Genomic DNA, 16,732 nt, shown 5'->3' with positions numbered 1-16,732 from the left:
TCAAAAATTTTGGCATAGCTTTTGCTTTTTAAAAGTTAAGCAATATTTTTGAAGAGAAGAGTTATGTTTGTAAATTCTAATGTTAATCCGTATCAGAATTTTGCAAATTATCCTTTTGCAAAAACTGGACACATAGAAGAAAAAAAAGAAAATACTAATATTAAAAGTGATTTACTTGATATCAATGGTTCTAATTTAGACTATAAAATTACTTATGCAAGTGAATTTGGTTTTAGAATCAATGAGCAAGGTTTTTTTGAAAAAGATCTTAATAAAGCAGCTGCTTTGCCTCTTGATTATGATATTAATATAAAAAGTATAAGAGAAATTTCAAAACAACTTATAAAGCTTGATGAGAATTTAAATTATAACAAAATAGATTTACCAAGACTTTTAAACACTTATCACAACACATTAAAAACTATAAATCCACAGTTTCAAAACAATGACAATGATTTTTTAAGTAAAGCTCAAATTTCAGAGTTAAATCAAGGTTATAGTTATACTTATGAGGGTAAAATTTTAAAAGTTTATGAAAATGCTAAAAATTTACAAAATGCAAAAGAATCAAATAAAAATTTAAACACCTTAATGCTTGATAATAAAATAGGTGATTTTGCGTTTAACGCAAGCATAGAAAATACAGCTAGTAATCCTGTTATCAAACCTTATTTAAATAAACAAGGGGAGGTTTCTAAAAGTGGATTGCTGCTCAATTATATTTATCATGATTTAAAAGAACAAAATCACAATAAAGCTAATTTTTTTCTATCGCCTATTGAGTTGGATATGTCCTCTAGTGTAAATTTTCAAAAACTCATGAGAGGTCAAATGAGTATGCAAGATTATATTAATGAAAACAACAAAGAAAAAATGAGTTTTGATTTATATTTATATATCAATGGAGTAGATAAAAACAACACTTCAGAAGATAAGCTTTCAGTTTTCTTTCAACAATATATTAACTATCAACATAGCATTAACATGAAAGAATTTGCCAATTCAAGTTCTATTTATAGTCTTTATAGCGAGCAAGTTAGTAAAGAAATTGAAGTTTTAAAAGAAGAATTCAATCAAAACAATCCTAATATTGATCTTGAAAAAATCAATACTCAAAAAGAACTTTTAGATACTCAATTTTTAGAAAATAGAAAAAAACAAGCTAGTATTAACAAAATTTTACATTCTTATTTAAATGCTATGGCTTAACTTGTGCTAAAATAATAATGTAAATTATTACACAAGTTAAAAACTTACTTGATTTAATATTAAATTTAATATTTTAGTGTATATTAACAAAAAAGATAAAAATTATCCTAATTAAAGGAGTATAATTTGAAAGTATATTTAGATAACAACGCAACAACACAACTTGCACCAGAAGCTTACGAGCTTATGAAGCCTTTTTTAAAAGAGCATTTTGGAAACCCAAATAGCCTTCATCAATGGGGTAGTGCAACCCATCCTGCCTTAAAAGAAGCTATGGATAAACTTTATATAGGTGTAGGAGCAAGTGATTTAGATGATATTATTATCACTTCCTGTGCTACAGAAAGTATCAATTGGGTGTTAAAAGGTGTGTATTTTGATAAAATTTTAAATAACGATAGAAATGAAGTAATTATTTCTAGCGTGGAACATCCCGCAGTAGCTGCTAGTGCTATGTTTTTAAAATCTTTAGGGGTAAAAGTTATAGAACTTGGTGTTGATCATGAGGGTGTTTCTAGCGTAAAAGATTTAAAAGAAGTTATTTCAGATAAAACTGCCCTAGTGAGTATTATGTGGGCAAATAATGAAACTGGTATGATTTTTCCTATAGAAGAAATGGCTCAAATTGCTCATGAATATGGAGCATTATTTCATACTGATGCAACTCAAGCTGTTGGGAAAATCAAAGTTAATTTTGCAAAAGCTGGAGTTGATTTTGCTTCATTTTCTGCACATAAATTCCATGGTCCAAAAGGAGTTGGTGGGCTTTATATTAAAAAAGATATAGAACTAACTCCACTTTTACATGGTGGTGAGCATATGGGTGGTAGAAGAAGTGGAACTTTAAATGTGCCATATATTATAGCAATGGCAGAAGCTTTAAGAATTGCAAATACTATGCTTGACTTTGAAAATTCACACATTAGAAGATTAAGAGATAAATTAGAAGATTTAATTTTAGCTATGCCTGATACAAGTGTAGTTGGAAATAGATCAAGAAGGGTTCCTAATACCATCTTAGCAAGTATTAAAGGTGTAGAAGGCGAAGCTATGCTTTGGGATTTAAACAAAAATGGTATAGCAGCAAGCACTGGTTCAGCCTGTGCTAGCGAAGCACTTGAGAGCAATCCTATCATGGAAGCAATTGGTGCTGAAAATGATTTAGCTCATACTGCTCTAAGACTTTCTTTATCAAGATTTAACACAGAAGATGAAATTGATTATGCAGCAGAGCAAATAAAAAAAGCAACGCAAAGACTTAGAGCAATCTCAAGTACTTATGCATATAAGCCTGAAAATATTTAAAGGATAAAAAATGGCAAAGAATAATTTAATTGGCGGATCAATTTGGGATGAGTATTCTCAAAAAGTACAAGATAGAATGAATAACCCTCAACATATGGGCGAATTTACACAAGAAGATGCACAAAAAGCAAATGCAAAACTTATTATTGCAGATTTTGGAGCTGAAAGCTGTGGTGATGCAGTTAGACTTTATTGGCTAGTGGATGAAAAAACAGATAAAATCATTGATGCTAAATTTAAAAGCTTTGGCTGTGGAACAGCAATAGCAAGTAGTGATACTATGGTTGATCTTTGCATAGGTAAAACCGTGGATGAAGCTGTTAAAATTACAAATTTAGATGTTGAATTTGCTATGAGAGATAATCCGCAAACTCCTGCGGTTCCACCTCAAAAAATGCATTGTTCGGTTATGGCTTATGATGTTATCAAACAAGCAGCAGCACATTATAAAGGAGTCAATCCTGAAGACTTTGAAGATCAAATTATAGTTTGTGAATGTGCTAGGGTAAGCCTTGGAACTATCAAAGAGGTAATTAAACTAAATGATTTACATACAGTAGAAGAAATCACACAATTTACAAAAGCAGGAGCTTTTTGTAAATCTTGTGTTAAACCTGGAGGACATGAGAAAAAAGATTATTACCTTGTAGATATTTTAGCTGAAACTAGAGCTGAAATGGAAAGAGAGAGATTAAAAGATCAAAGTAAAGCAGATATTGCTTTTGATGATATGACCATGGTTAAACAATTAAAAGCAGTAGAGGCTGTTTTAGATAGCGATGTGCGTCCGATGCTACACGGAGATGGTGGGGATTTGGAAGTAATTGATATACAAAAAAGTGAAAGTAAAAATATAGATGTATATATACGCTATCTTGGAGCTTGCAGTGGTTGCTCAAGCGGAAGTGGCGCAACTTTATATGCCATAGAAAATATCTTACAAGAAGAACTTAGTCCAAATATACGCGTTATACCTGTTTAAGCAGTTTTTCTGCTTAAACTTTTAAATTTCAAGCCTTTTTATGTTAAAATAACGCATTAATTAAAAATTTAAAAAGGCTATTTATATGCAAAGACTTCAAACCTTTGTTAAAAGCGAAACTTTTCCGGGTGTTTTGCTAATATTTTTCACTTTACTTGCATTAATTTTACAAAACAGCTCTTTAACAGATCAATACACCAACTTTTTAAATATTCCTTTTGGGTTTCAAGCAGGAAGTTTAGAAATTTTCAAACCTTTGCTTTTATGGATTAATGATGGACTTATTGCGATTTTTTTCTTTGCCATAGGGCTTGAATTAAAGTATGAAGTAACAAGAGGACAGCTAAATAGTATAAAAGCTATGTCTTTACCTGTATTTGCTGCACTTGGTGGTATGATAGTACCTGCATTGATTTTTGCATTTTTTAATTATAAAGATGCTTTTGCTTTGCAAGGTTGGGCTATACCAACAGCAACTGATGTGGCTTTTGCAGTAGGAATTTTAATGCTTTTAGGTAAAAAAGTACCTACTTCATTAAAATTATTCTTGCTTTCCTTGGCTATTTTTGATGATTTGGGTGCGATTATTGTGATTGCTTTATTTTACACAAGCGAGCTTTCAGTATTTGCTATGATTGCTGCTTTGGTATGTATATTAGCACTTTATTTATTAAATCATTTTCATGTTACTAAAAAATCCTTTTATATCATTATAGCTATAGTATTTTGGATAAGCATGCTAAAAAGTGGAGTGCATGCAACTTTAGCGGGTGTGATTACTGCTTTGTTTATACCACTTGAAACAAAAAATGGAAAATCTTTTTTAAAAGAAATCGAACATGATTTAGCACCTTGGGTAAGTTATTTTATTTTACCTATTTTTGCCTTTGCAAATGCAGGTGTTGATTTAAAAGATATGGATCCAAGCTTTATGTTTTCTTCGGTTAGCTTAGGTATTATTTTAGGTTTATTTTTAGGAAAACAAATAGGTGTCTTTTTATTTTCATATATTAGTATAAAACTAGGCTTAGCAAAACTTCCGCAAAATGTTAATTTCAAACAGCTCTATGGGGTTTGCATACTCACAGGTATAGGTTTTACCATGAGCTTTTTTATAGATGGCTTAGCTTATCAAAATAGTGATATTTTTGCATATTCGGACAAGCTTGCTATTTTAATAGCCTCTTTGTTAAGTGCTGTGATTGGCTATGTTTATTTAAAACTCATTTATAGTTTCAAAAAATGAAATTTAAAAACCTCCAAAGCTTTTTATCTCTTGAAATTTTAGGAGGATTGTTGCTTTTAATAGCAACAATCTTTGCCCTACTACTTAAAAATAGTCCTTACGGGCAACATTATATGGACTTTTTAAGTGTAGAAATGGGTATAAAAATAGGAGCTTGGGAGCTTTTTAAACCTTCTTTGTTATGGATTAATGATGGGCTGATTGCAATTTTTTTCTTTGCAATAGGACTTGAATTAAAAAAAGAATTTGTTCAAGGAGAATTTAAAACTCTTAGCAATATTACTCTACCCTTAATAGCTGCTATAGGTGGTATAGTAGTACCTGCTTTGATATTTTGTGCTATTAATTTTAATGATACTTATGTTTTAAAAGGTTGGGCTATACCAACAGCAACTGACACTGCATTTGCTCTAGTTATACTTGCAATGCTAAAACAACGCATACCAAGCTCTTTAAAAATATTTTTAGTTTCTTTGGCGATTTTTGATGATGTAGGAGCTATTTTAATCATTGCTATTTTTTATACAGGTGAGCTTTCAACTTTGGCTTTTTTTGTTGCCTTTTGCTGCATTGTTGGCTTGTTTTTACTTAATCGCTTAGGTAATGAAAGAAAATCATTTTATTATATACTTGGTGCTCTGCTTTGGCTTAGTGTATTAAAAAGCGGAGTACATGCGACTTTAGCAGGTATTATTACTGCTTTATTCATTCCTGTATATACAAAAAACAATCATGCTTTATTAGAAGAAATTGAGCATGGGTTAAAATTTTGGATAGCTTTTATAATATTGCCACTTTTTGCTTTTGCAAACGCAGGAGTTGATCTTTCTAAAATAGAATTTCATATGCTTTTTAGTGGTGTAAGCATGGGTATATTTTTGGGACTTTTTGTTGGAAAACAACTAGGTGTATTTGGCTTTGCCTATATGGCGATTAAATTCAAACTTGCAAAACTACCAAAAGATGCAAATTTTAAACAACTCTATGGAGTTTGCATACTCACAGGTATAGGTTTTACCATGAGCTTTTTTATAGATGCTCTTGCTTATGAAGTGAGTGATATATTTAATTTTGTAGATAACTTTGCAATCTTACTAGCCTCATTAGCTTCTGGTGTATTTGGCTATTTTTACCTGCGTTTTATTAAATAATTAAGCTTTTTTTAAATTAAATAAGATATAATTTCATTTCTTATTTAATGTTTTGGCCCATTCGTCTAGCGGTTAGGACATCGCCCTTTCACGGCGGTAACACGAGTTCGAGTCTCGTATGGGTCACCACTCTTTTAGCTCCTAAATAAAAATAGCATAAACAATAGTTTCAATATTTAAGCTTAATATAAATTTAATATATCAAATATATATTCTAAAATAAAATATAAATAAATATTGCTTACTAGCAGAGCTCGCAGGGATTTTATAAAAACATTATAAATAACAAAACTTGCATTTTAAAATCTAAAAAATAAAATTAGCTTTCTTTATTTTCTCCATCTTTAAAAGAAAATATAGGCAAACTTAAACCATAATATATCGCTAAAAGTCTTGCTATAGTTCCTACAATCAATGAAGCAAGAATTACCCATAATTCATCTATGCCTAAAATATGCAATATATAATACAAAGCTCCTGTTAATATGGCCACACCTGCATAAATTTCTTTTTGAAATACAAGTGGTATCCTAGCACATAATATATCTCTTAATATCCCACCAAATACACCAGTAATCACAGCTGAACTCACAGCCACTATAAAACCATACCCCATTTCTATTGCAATTTGTGCACCTAAAACACTAAAAACAACCAAACCTATAGCATCTAAAATTAAAAAAAGTTTTTCAAGTCTTATAACATATTTAGCAATTTTTGTTGTAATCATAGCCGCAACACAAATCAAAATGACATATTCAGGAGTTTTAATCCAAGTTAATGGATGATGATCAAGTAAAATATCTCTGATAGAACCTCCACCAATAGCTGTTACCAAAGCTATAAATATCACTCCAAAAAGATCCATTTTGTGCCGTCCTGCAGCAATAGCCCCCGTCATTGCATCAACAGTAATTCCGATAATATAAAGTATAGTTAAAAGCATAATGAGTTAAAACCCTTGTTAAACAAGGGTTAATTTTTACTCACGATATTAATGATATTTTGAGCTACTTTTTTAGCAATAGGCTCAACAAATTCAGCAGGAGAAGTAAATCCTACGCAAGAGCAGTTAATCTCACCTAAAACATATTTATCTTTACCATTTTCATCTGTATCTAAGATAAAATCGGCAGTCCAAATTAAAGGAATATCGTAATTTCCAAGCTTTGAACGAATTTCTGGTAAGGTTGCTAAAAACCAATCTATCAATTCTTGCCAATCTTTTGGCTCATCATATCTATATTTTGCACCTGAAAAAAGTGTAGCAGAGAATGCATCAGCACCTTCTGCAGGCTTTTTATGCACTACATAAATTGGAGTATGATAAAGCATTAAAATTCTAATTTCACCTTCTTTAATACGCGGTAAAAAAGTCATATCTACAAGCATACCATTATCACCCACAATGTATTGCTCACAAAAATCCATAAATTCACCAAGCTCTCTTTCTTCTGTATGATTGTCTTTTGCTTCTGTGCATTTGATTTTTGCATTTAATGGCACACTTGTAGTCCCTGCTGGCAGTTCATCTATTAATCTCACACGCCAAATTCCCTCACCTGTTGAACCACGATTTTGCTTCAAAACCCTCTCGCCTTTTGCTAAGGTTTTTACAAAACTTTCTTTAAAAGTTTTAATATCATAATACGCATAAGTATCTTCAGGCACTAAAGCTGTTTTATTAAGCTTAGTAAGTGCATCTTTAGCGCCATATCCTATCATCGCATCAGGATGAGGCATACCTATAACACCATTTGCACAAAGTTTTCTTAACATATCAAAGTATTCATTTTCTTCTTTTAAATTTCCTGGGTTAATTCTAGAAACATAAGCATCAGCATTGTTTTTTACATATTCATAAATTTCGTCTTTTTTTTCAACCTCAAAAAAGATAACCTCAGCGTTCCAACCTTGCTCTTTTAAAGCATTTACCATAGGCATGGTGTCTTTTCTATGGCCATCTTCACCTTTATCGCTACCACCTCTAACTTCAAAAAATACGATATTTTTTTTCATATTGCTCCCTTTTTAAAGATATTTTATCATCATATCAAAATAAGTATTAAATTTTTATTTATTTTTTTCATAAATACATTGTAAATTTTGCAAATTTGAACTTGCATTTAAAAGTAAAGCATCGGCCATGCATATGGCTACCATAGCATTTACTACAACACTACCTCTTATACCCACACAAGGATCATGTCTACCTTTTAACTCATATATGATATTTTTTCCTTGAATATTTTGTGTTTGCTGGGGTAAAAATATAGAAGGGGTTGGTTTAAAATATGTTTTTATATCGATAAAATTTCCATTAGAAATTCCACCCAATATACCTCCGCTATGATTACTTAAAAATACTCCATCTTTTAACTCATCATTATTTTCGCTTCCATACATATAACTGCTTTGAATGCCACTTCCTATTTCTACAGCCTTAACTGCATTTACACCCATAATCGCATGAGCAAGTTTAGAATCAAGCTTATCATACAAAGGCTCACCTAAGCCTATGATAGGGTTTTTCACTCTAGTAAAAACTCTTGCACCTACGCTATTTTTAGCATTTTTAGCCTTTAAAATTTCATCTTTAAAGTTTTGCTCTAAATTTTTATCTAAAGCATAAATTTCACTATTTTTAGCATAATTAAAATCGAACTCATCATTACTAAGTTTGCTATCAATACTTCCTACCCCAAAAACTCCACTCATTATTTCTATATCAAACTCTTTTAAAAGCATACAAGCTAACGCCCCTGCTGCCACTCTTGCTACACTTTCTCTAGCGCTAGCTCTTCCACCACCTCTATAATCTCTAATGCCGTATTTGTGATAATAAGTAAAATCAGCATGTGCAGGACGAAACACATCTTTTTCATAATCTTTTGAGCGTGTATTTTCATTATGCACCAAAACACTTATAGGAGTTCCTGTTGTATAACCCTCAAAAACCCCGCTTAAAACTTGAGCTTTATCTTCTTCTTTTCTAGGAGTGCTAAATTTATTTTGACCTGGTTTTCTTTTATCTAACATTTCTTGCAAAAAATCAAAGTCAAACTTCACCCCTGCTGGCATACCATCTATCACACAACCTATAGCTTGACCATGAGATTCGCCAAAACTTGTAAATTTAAATCTTTTTCCAAAGCTATTCATAGTTTTCCTAATTTTTCAAGTGCTATTTTGGCACATTGTTGTTGGGCTTCTTTTTTACTACCTGCTATAGATCTTGCTACTTCTATACCTTGAATTTTTACTGCAATTTCAAATTGCTTTTTATGATCAGGTCCAAAAGCTTTCATCACTACATACTCGGGTGTGCCTGCCATATGTGCTTGTGTAATTTCTTGAAGTCTTGTTTTATAGTCTTTAAATAAACTTTGTGTATCAATATGCGGATAAACTTCATTGAGTAAATTTAATGCTATGTTTTTAGTTTTTTCAAAACCTATTTCTAAATACAAAGCTCCCATTAAAGCTTCAAAGGCATCAGAAAGTATAGAAGGTTTATTGCGTCCATCATTATTTTCTTCTGCAATAGACATAAAAATACATGTTCCAAGATCAAGTTTTTGTGCTAAGGTTGCAAAAGATTTTTCATTTACCAAAGCTGCCCTAAGCTTAGAAAGGTTTCCTTCTGAGTCTTTTTGGAATTTAAAAAACAAAAACTCCCCTACTACTAAATCCATTACAGCATCACCCAAAAACTCTAATCTTTCATTATTATAAGGCTTTTTATAGCTTTTATGTGTCAAAGCTTCGATGAGCAATTGCTCATTTTTAAAATGATAACTTAATCTTTCTTGGAGTTTTTTAAGCATTTATCAACCTTTCTTCTTGGAGTTTCAAAGCTGCATTTCTTGCTAGTTCATCACAACGCTCATTTAATTCATGGCCATTATGTGCTTTGATCCAAAAAGCAGTTATTTTATGATCTTTAGCAACATTTAAATACTCTTTCCAAAGATCAATATTTTTTTTACCTTTAAAATCTTTTTTTATCCAATCTTTAAGCCATTCATTAATACTTTGCACCATTAAATTTGAATCTGTGTATAATTTTACCTCGCATGGCTCTTTTAAAGCTTTCAAAGCTTGTATAATGGCCATTAACTCCATACGATTATTTGTTGTATTCTCACATGCCCCACTTTGTTCTTTTTGATGATTTTTATAAGTTAAAACATAAGCCCACCCTCCAAAACCAGGGTTATTTAAACACGATCCGTCTGTATAAATTTCAATATTTTTCAAGCTTTTACCTCATAATAAATCTCACATTTTCCAAATTCATAACAAAATGGACAATGATAAAAAAACAAAGGACTTTGATTTTTGCAATTATTACACACATAAGTAAAGCTAAGATTAGCACTTAGCTTATTATCATTTAAAATTTTTAAAATTTTTAGTTTATGATTTTTTATAGGAATAGATTTTGTACTTAAATTTTTTGCATAAAAAAACTCATGGTATTTTTCATCTTCAAGATTAAGTGGGCTTTTACATTCATTAAGTAAATCAATAACATTTTCAAATTTAGGCATTTGAGTAAGCTTATCTTTATAGTGTAAAAAACAAAATCTTAAAACATACTCATTATCTTTGCTAAAAATTAAAATTTCTTTAATCTTTTGCTCTTGCTCTTTAGAACTTGATTGAATTTTTAAAGCCTTTATCAAAGCTTTTTCTGCATATATATTTTCTCCAAGCTCAAACAAACATTCTAAAACATCTAAAACCTTATCATAATCTTTAAGTTTTAAATACACAATTTTTAAAAGTTTTAAGCTTTCTTTATTGCGTGCTTTAATTTTTAAAGCATTTAGCAAAGCTTCTACACTACGCTCTAAAAATCCTGCTTTTAGATAAACTTGTGCTAATGAAAAAAAGATAAATTCTTTTTGGTTAGCCTCATTTGTCTTTTGCAAAGCTATAAGATAAATTCCCACAGCTTTTTCAAATTCACCACTTTTGGTAAAAATTTGAGCTAGGAAATTTAAATTTTCTATACTTAAATTGGCATTTTTTAAAATCTGCTGATGGGTAGAATTGATTTCAAATTTTTTTACAAAACGATCAAGCTTGCTTTTTTGATCTTTGCTTGCAAAAAACCGCCATATATAATGTGAGCTAGCAACGATAAAAATCAAAGCCGTCAAAACAATAAGACCGAATAAAGGATCGCGGTATTCTACAAAGAAAAAATCCATAATCTTGCAACTTAACTTTCAAATTTATAACAATTATAGCTAAATGCTTATATAATTTTCTTTAAGGTTTAAATATGATAGAACAAGCAAGTATAGAACAACTTTTACAAAAAACAGATATTGTTGATATTATAGCTCATTATGTTGAAGTAAAAAAACAAGGTTCAGGCTATGTATGCGTTTGTCCTTTCCATGATGATAAAAATCCTAGCATGCATATTAATTCTATTAAAGGATTTTATCATTGTTTTGCATGTAAAGCTGGGGGCAATGTTTTTAAATTTGTAATGGATTATGAGAAATTAAACTTTGTTGAAGCGGTAGAAAAGGTTGCTTCGTGGAGTAATTTTTCACTTACTTACACCTCACAAAAACAGGATAATAAAAAATCTATCACTCACATCTTACCTACTCTTAATGCTTTTTATAAGCAAAACTTAGCTAAAAACAAAGAAGCTTTAACTTATCTTTATAAAAGAGGTTTAAATGATGAGGATATTAGAACCTTTGAGCTAGGCTTTGCACCAAGTTCTAATGAAACACTAAGACTTTTACAAAATGAGCAAATCACTCAAGAAGAAGCCTTAGAGGTTGGCGCAATAAAACAAAATGAAAATGGTGCTTATGCAAGTTTTATCAACCGCATTACTTTTAGTATTTATGATCATAAAAATTTACTCATAGGCTTTGGTGGTAGAACTTTAGATGAAGCAAATATGGCAAAATATGTTAATTCACCTCAAAGCAAACTTTTTGATAAATCACGCGTTTTTTATGCACTCAATTTAGCAAAAGATACCATTTACAAACAAAAAGAAATGATAATTTGTGAAGGCTATATGGACGCCATAGCCTTTCATAAGGCAGGATTTAAAAATGCTGTAGCAGTTTTAGGAACAGCTTTAGGTGAAAATCACATACCTTTGATAAAAAGATTAGAGGCGAGAGTGATTTTGTGCTTTGATAATGATAATGCAGGACTTAATGCTGCCGTGCGTTCAGCACATTTACTAAGTTTAGCAAAAATTGATGGAAAAGTAGTTTTAATAGAAGGCGGGAAAGATCCGGCTGAACTAGTGGCCGCTCATCAAGAAAAATTGCTTTTTAATATTTTAGAAAAAGGTATAGAACTTGGAGAATTTTATATAAGAAATTTGATCACAAATTTTGATTTAAGCTCAGCACTTAGTAAGCAAAAGGCTTTAGAAGAGGTACAAAAATACACTTTTAACCTTGAACCTTTAATAGCAAATTCCTACACTACCTTAGTAGCAAATCTTTTGGGTGTAAATGTTAATGATATAAAACTTTCTAAAAATACTAGACAAAATATAAATTTTTTTACTCCTACAAAACAAAATAAAATCAACAACATAAGCGAGTTGGAGCTTTTGAAATTTTTATATGAAAATCAAAAAGCCATAGGACTTTTTAAACTTTTAAGTGCAAAAGAATATTTCTTACATCAAGATATTGCTAAGGCTATTTTAGAACAAAAAGACTTTAATGATCCTAGCATAAGAGAACTTTATGAGATCGAAAATATTAAAATTTTAAACAATTTAGAAGAATTTTTATATGCTATTTGCAAAATTAATTTTGCTCATTTTAACAAATTAAAAAACTTAAATTTAAAACAAGCCTTTAAAAAGCAAATTTATAATTTGCTCAATCAAAATTTAGAAAAAATCAAAAAAAACTATCAAAATGATGAAAATTTTTTTAATCATTTAATGGAAGTTTTAAAAAATGTCCAATTTTTAGATGATGAGGGAAGTTTAGAATTATTTTTAAGTAGATTACAAAAAAATATAAAAGATAAAAAAGCAATTCATTATAACTTTGAAGAAGAAGTTTTTTAAATAAAAACTTACATAAAAATTAAAAAATATTCACTACAATATGCCAAAAATTTCGAAAGGAAAAAATGAAAGCATTAGCACTTTTTAGTGGTGGTCTTGATTCTATGCTTGCTATAAAACTTATAAGCTCTCAAGGCATAGAGGTAAAAGCTTTAAATATCAATATAGGCTTTGGTAGCACAAGCGATAAAAGCGAACTCATGGCAAAACGCGCTGCTATGGCAGGGGCTAGTTTTGAAATGATAGATGTAAGAAATGCATATTTGCAAGAAGTTTTATTTAATCCTCAATATGGTTATGGAAAACATTTTAACCCTTGTATAGATTGTCATGCTTTTATGTTTAAAACCGCTCTTTCTATGTTAAAAGATGAAAACGCAAGTTTTATCATCACAGGAGAAGTAGTTGGTCAACGCCCTATGAGTCAAAGAAATGATGCTATGGCTAAGGTTAAAAAACTAGCACTTGATGAAGAAGATTTAATCTTGCGTCCAATGTGTGCTAAAAATTTACCTTTAACCAAACCTGAGCGTGAAGGTTGGGTTGATAGAGAAAAGTTAGAAAACATCAGCGGAAGAAGTAGAAAAAGACAACTTGAACTAGCTGCCAAATTTGGTTTTGAAGATTTTGAAAGTCCGGGTGGTGGATGTTTACTCACACTTGAGAGTTTTTCAAATAAAATCAAAGATTTTATTAAATTTGATAAAAATATGCAAGTTAATGATGCACAACTTTTAAAATATGGACGCCACTTAAGACTTCCAAATGGCTCTAAAATGATAGTAGGTAGAAATGAGCTAGAAAATCAATTTTTAAAAGAATTAAAAACTCAAAAATATGAAGAATTAAAACTCTTTGATTTAATCGGTGCTTATTCTTTGGTAGATGAAAATATCAATCCGCAAGATCTTGAACTTGCTCTAAGCATAGCACTAACTTATGCTAAAACTCAAAATAATACAAAATACAAAATAGGTTTTAAAGATAAAATTTTCCAAAGTATGGCTTTTGAAGATAAAAATAAAATTCAAGAGTATTTTATAAATTAAACTACCCTTAAAAAGGGTAGTTTTTTTAGAATTTCTTTCTTCTAACTTCTGCTACAATATCAGCCGACATAGAATCAACTTCATTTGCTACAGAATTAGTTGCATGTGCAATTTGTGAGTTTTCTTTAGTTAAACCATCTATTACTGAAACAGATTGATTAATTTGTGAAATTCCTAAAGCTTGTTCTTTAATACTCTCACCCATTTCATTAATAGATTGAACTAAGATATTAGTATTAGCTTCAATCTCACCTAAAGACTTTTGAGTTCTTTCTGCTAGATTTCTAACTTCATCAGCAACAACAGCAAAGCCACGACCATGTTCTCCTGCACGAGCTGCTTCAATAGCAGCATTTAATGCAAGTAGGTTAATTTGATCAGCAATATCTCTAATAACATCAGTTACATCTTTAATATCGCTACTTTGTTTAATAACCTCTTCAGTTCTTGCTGCTACTGCGTTCATAGAAGCACTCATTTCTTCAACAGCAGCTGCGCTTTCTTGTAAAGAATCAGCTTGTTTTTGCGCGCCATCATTAAGCTTTAAAACACTCTCTTTTAAAGCATCAGCTTTAGTTTGAAGCATTTCCCCTTGTTTTAATGAAGCTTGAAGCATTTTTCTTATTTCTTCTCCGACTGCATTAAGCGATTTTTCTATCTCACCATCAGCATACTCAAGTTTATCTGAAAAATCAAGATTTTTAAAACTTTTAAAAACTCTTTCTATTTCATTTAAATCTTTACCAATTTTCATTTGCATATCATCAAGCATTTTATTTAATACTTCTTTTAATTCCACAAGTTTTGGATTAACAGGATTTGCTTTTATTCTTTGAGTAAAATGTCCTTTTTCTATATCACAAGATACTTCTAAGATATTTTGCACAGTTATGTCATCTTTTTCTAAACAAGTATGTATATATTGAACATTATCATTAATCATTAATGCCATTTTTCCAAGTTCATCATTATATCTAGGAATTAAAACCTCAACGGTTGGAAGCTCATGATTTAAGTATCTAAAAAATTTCATTAAATGATCTTGAAGTCTTTGTACTCTTATAGAAACTATTCTTTTTACTGAAGTACCAATCACAACTACTATAACAATTATCGCTATAATAGAATTAATCAAAATAATATTTCTTAAATCCACAATAGAAGCATATACAGATTCATTTGGGACAATAGCCAACATAGCCCAATAAATTCCCGTATTTGGCCATATTTCAAATACTCTTATAGCACCATGATATTCACTACCATCATCTGCTTTATAATCAATAGCTCCTGCATGGATAGTTTTTTGTGCTTCTATTATATGAGCTGTATTTTTATTAACCTCTGTAATCTTTTTTGTAACAAATTCAGCATTTGGATGCGTAGCTATAACACCATTACTTGCTATTAAAATCCTTCTTGCTCCTTGATAAATAGATCTTGAAGAATCATTTAAAAAATCAGCCGTAGGTTTAAGATCAAAAAGCATACCAACAACACCTATAGCCTTTCCTTTTTTATCTGCAATAGGTGCAGCTACATGAACACCTAGAAATTTATTTCCATGTATGTTATACCATCTTGGTTCTCCAAAATATAACTTACCCCCCCCCATCAAATTTTTTATAGCATTCGTTTTAGCAATCTCTTCACTTGCTGCTAAAGTTTGCATACCGCCAGCATTGTTAATATCTACATCTCTCATTAACACCATAAATTCATTATTATTTGAAAAATATTTTACATCAACACCCAAATTTTTATATGCAGTTCCGTCTTTTAAATAATAATAACCATAAGCTATATCTCCATTTGCATCAATGGCTTCTCCGAGGATATTTTCTATCCTTTTTGGGTTTATAGCACCTTCTGAAATAAGATTGTTTAAAGTTCTTTGTGTACCAATAGTACTGACGAATAAAGACCTAATGCTCGCTTCAGCTTGATTTCCATAACGATGCACAGAAGCTGTGAGTGTATTTTCTATTTGTGTATTTAAAATAGCTGTGGATCTGTTTATAATCAAAAAAGATAAAATACTTAAGATTAAAACAACCGTTATAATAGCTATTGCAACTATTTTAGCACCAAGACTCCAATTACGCATTTTTTCTCCTTTAGTTAATAAATTATAAATTTTTATAATTATAAAAACTTTTCATTAAATAAAAATTAAAATTTATTAAAATATTAAATATTTTATAAACAATAAAAATTATCAAGTTAAAGCTAAAGAATTGAGTAGTTTTTACAAAGAAAAGAAGTTGAAGATTTATTTAAATGGATGAATGAAAATGCCAAATCACCTCGTTGGCTGAGCGTAAATGGAATAGATTATGATGAAGCTTATGTTAAAATTTTTCACACAAGCAAAAGCATAGATGAGTTTAAAGAAAAATACCTTGGGCTTCAAAATACATACTTTGTTGATTTTAGTAAAAAGATTAATGAACCTCAGGAAACTTTAGAAAAAGACAAAGAAAAATCTTTCAAACCTATACAAGGTGAAAGTAAAAATAAAGAAACCTACAAAGATGATAATGCAAAAAAATGAACTTATACAAAGCTTTTAAAAAATAAATTTAGCACAAGAGAAGAATTAGAAATTCTTTTTGGTATGAAATTTAATGATGATGTGAAAGAATTTAATCAATTTCTTTCTCAAAATATCACTCCAAAAATTATAGATATTAAAGTTTAAAAATATTT

Annotated in this window: 13 protein-coding genes, 1 tRNA gene and 3 pseudogenes; 9 read left to right on the top strand and 8 right to left on the bottom strand. The window is 30.2% G+C overall.

The genetic code is table 11. The features are described 5' to 3' along the window. Positions 1–63 precede the first annotated feature (63 nt). The 6 genes from L8X97_RS06615 (at position 64) to L8X97_RS06590 (ending at position 6,022) form a co-directional block, all read left to right on the top strand. A complete protein-coding gene (locus L8X97_RS06615) occupies positions 64–1,209 on the top strand; it encodes a hypothetical protein (RefSeq protein WP_133319187.1) in 1,146 nt (381 codons plus the stop codon). Between the two features lie 126 nt (positions 1,210–1,335). Then, positions 1,336–2,514, top strand: coding sequence for a NifS family cysteine desulfurase (locus L8X97_RS06610; RefSeq protein ID WP_133318998.1), 1,179 nt, complete (start codon positions 1,336–1,338; stop codon positions 2,512–2,514). Between the two features lie 10 nt (positions 2,515–2,524). Further along, the gene (locus L8X97_RS06605; RefSeq protein ID WP_220566466.1) at positions 2,525–3,496 is read left to right on the top strand and encodes an iron-sulfur cluster assembly scaffold protein; all 972 of its coding nucleotides are present in this window, start codon (positions 2,525–2,527) and stop codon (positions 3,494–3,496) included. An 85-nt stretch (positions 3,497–3,581) separates the two neighbouring features. After that, positions 3,582–4,742 carry a Na+/H+ antiporter NhaA gene (nhaA, locus tag L8X97_RS06600; protein ID WP_133319000.1) on the top strand — a complete coding sequence of 387 codons (1,161 nt, stop codon included), beginning with the start codon at positions 3,582–3,584 and terminating at the stop codon, positions 4,740–4,742. Next, positions 4,739–5,893, top strand: coding sequence for a Na+/H+ antiporter NhaA (gene nhaA, locus L8X97_RS06595; protein WP_133319001.1), 1,155 nt, complete (start codon positions 4,739–4,741; stop codon positions 5,891–5,893). Before nhaA (L8X97_RS06600) ends, nhaA (L8X97_RS06595) begins: the two co-directional genes overlap by 4 nt. Positions 5,894–5,947: 54 nt before the next feature. Continuing rightward, positions 5,948–6,022, top strand: a tRNA-Glu gene (locus L8X97_RS06590). 190 nt (positions 6,023–6,212) lie between these two features. On the opposite strand, the gene L8X97_RS06585 is transcribed toward L8X97_RS06590, so the two are convergent. The 6 genes from L8X97_RS06585 to L8X97_RS06560 are packed head-to-tail and all read right to left on the bottom strand — an operon-like array spanning position 6,213 to position 11,112. Next, positions 6,213–6,839 carry a trimeric intracellular cation channel family protein gene (locus L8X97_RS06585; RefSeq protein ID WP_133319002.1) on the bottom strand — a complete coding sequence of 209 codons (627 nt, stop codon included), beginning with the start codon at positions 6,837–6,839 and terminating at the stop codon, positions 6,213–6,215. Between the two features lie 29 nt (positions 6,840–6,868). After that, positions 6,869–7,912 (bottom strand): Cj0069 family protein, encoded by a 1,044-nt coding sequence (locus tag L8X97_RS06580; RefSeq protein WP_133319003.1) that lies wholly within the window; start codon positions 7,910–7,912, stop codon positions 6,869–6,871. A 54-nt stretch (positions 7,913–7,966) separates the two neighbouring features. After that, positions 7,967–9,055 carry a chorismate synthase gene (gene aroC / locus L8X97_RS06575; RefSeq protein ID WP_133319004.1) on the bottom strand — a complete coding sequence of 363 codons (1,089 nt, stop codon included), beginning with the start codon at positions 9,053–9,055 and terminating at the stop codon, positions 7,967–7,969. Next, positions 9,052–9,720, bottom strand: coding sequence for a ribonuclease III (gene rnc / locus L8X97_RS06570; protein ID WP_133319005.1), 669 nt, complete (start codon positions 9,718–9,720; stop codon positions 9,052–9,054). The genes aroC and rnc overlap by 4 nt, the downstream gene beginning before the upstream one ends. Beyond that, a complete protein-coding gene (gene rnhA, locus L8X97_RS06565) occupies positions 9,713–10,153 on the bottom strand; it encodes a ribonuclease HI (protein ID WP_133319006.1) in 441 nt (146 codons plus the stop codon). The genes rnc and rnhA overlap by 8 nt, the downstream gene beginning before the upstream one ends. Then, positions 10,150–11,112 (bottom strand): hypothetical protein, encoded by a 963-nt coding sequence (locus L8X97_RS06560; RefSeq protein WP_133319007.1) that lies wholly within the window; start codon positions 11,110–11,112, stop codon positions 10,150–10,152. The genes rnhA and L8X97_RS06560 overlap by 4 nt, the downstream gene beginning before the upstream one ends. Positions 11,113–11,186: 74 nt before the next feature. Here L8X97_RS06560 and dnaG point away from each other — a divergent pair, with 74 nt between their 5' ends. Continuing rightward, a complete protein-coding gene (dnaG, locus tag L8X97_RS06555) occupies positions 11,187–12,974 on the top strand; it encodes a DNA primase (protein WP_263661618.1) in 1,788 nt (595 codons plus the stop codon). 65 nt (positions 12,975–13,039) lie between these two features. After that, a complete protein-coding gene (locus L8X97_RS06550; RefSeq protein ID WP_133319009.1) occupies positions 13,040–14,023 on the top strand; it encodes an MnmA/TRMU family protein in 984 nt (327 codons plus the stop codon). Between the two features lie 25 nt (positions 14,024–14,048). On the opposite strand, the pseudogene L8X97_RS08440 reads toward L8X97_RS06550, so the two are convergent. Beyond that, positions 14,049–14,429: pseudogene (locus L8X97_RS08440) on the bottom strand (methyl-accepting chemotaxis protein); the annotation flags it as partial. Positions 14,430–15,506: 1,077 nt separating this feature from the next. Beyond that, a pseudogene (locus tag L8X97_RS08435) lies at positions 15,507–16,130 on the bottom strand (hypothetical protein); the annotation flags it as partial. Positions 16,131–16,271: 141 nt separating this feature from the next. On the opposite strand from L8X97_RS08435, the pseudogene L8X97_RS06540 reads away from it, so the two are divergent. Then, a pseudogene (locus L8X97_RS06540) lies at positions 16,272–16,724 on the top strand (hypothetical protein); the annotation flags it as partial. Between the last annotated feature and the right edge of the window lie 8 nt (positions 16,725–16,732).

The sequence above is a fragment of the Campylobacter sp. CNRCH_2013_0671h genome (genome assembly GCF_025773055.1).
In the GTDB taxonomy this organism is placed as follows: domain Bacteria; phylum Campylobacterota; class Campylobacteria; order Campylobacterales; family Campylobacteraceae; genus Campylobacter_D; species Campylobacter_D lari_D.
This window is presented reverse-complemented; position numbering and strand designations above follow the sequence as displayed.

Excerpts from the sequence above, each read along its gene's own strand:
- L8X97_RS06615 (WP_133319187.1), top strand. The coding sequence starts at position 64 with ATGTTTGTAAATTCTAATGTTAATCCGTATCAGAATTTTGCAAATTAT.
- L8X97_RS06605 (WP_220566466.1), top strand. The coding sequence starts at position 2,525 with ATGGCAAAGAATAATTTAATTGGCGGATCAATTTGGGATGAGTATTCT.
- nhaA (WP_133319000.1), top strand. The coding sequence starts at position 3,582 with ATGCAAAGACTTCAAACCTTTGTTAAAAGCGAAACTTTTCCGGGTGTT.
- nhaA (WP_133319001.1), top strand. The coding sequence starts at position 4,739 with ATGAAATTTAAAAACCTCCAAAGCTTTTTATCTCTTGAAATTTTAGGA.
- L8X97_RS06585 (WP_133319002.1), bottom strand. The coding sequence starts at position 6,839 with ATGCTTTTAACTATACTTTATATTATCGGAATTACTGTTGATGCAATG.
- L8X97_RS06580 (WP_133319003.1), bottom strand. The coding sequence starts at position 7,912 with ATGAAAAAAAATATCGTATTTTTTGAAGTTAGAGGTGGTAGCGATAAA.
- aroC (WP_133319004.1), bottom strand. The coding sequence starts at position 9,055 with ATGAATAGCTTTGGAAAAAGATTTAAATTTACAAGTTTTGGCGAATCT.
- rnc (WP_133319005.1), bottom strand. The coding sequence starts at position 9,720 with ATGCTTAAAAAACTCCAAGAAAGATTAAGTTATCATTTTAAAAATGAG.
- L8X97_RS06560 (WP_133319007.1), bottom strand. The coding sequence starts at position 11,112 with ATGGATTTTTTCTTTGTAGAATACCGCGATCCTTTATTCGGTCTTATT.
- dnaG (WP_263661618.1), top strand. The coding sequence starts at position 11,187 with ATGATAGAACAAGCAAGTATAGAACAACTTTTACAAAAAACAGATATT.
- L8X97_RS06550 (WP_133319009.1), top strand. The coding sequence starts at position 13,040 with ATGAAAGCATTAGCACTTTTTAGTGGTGGTCTTGATTCTATGCTTGCT.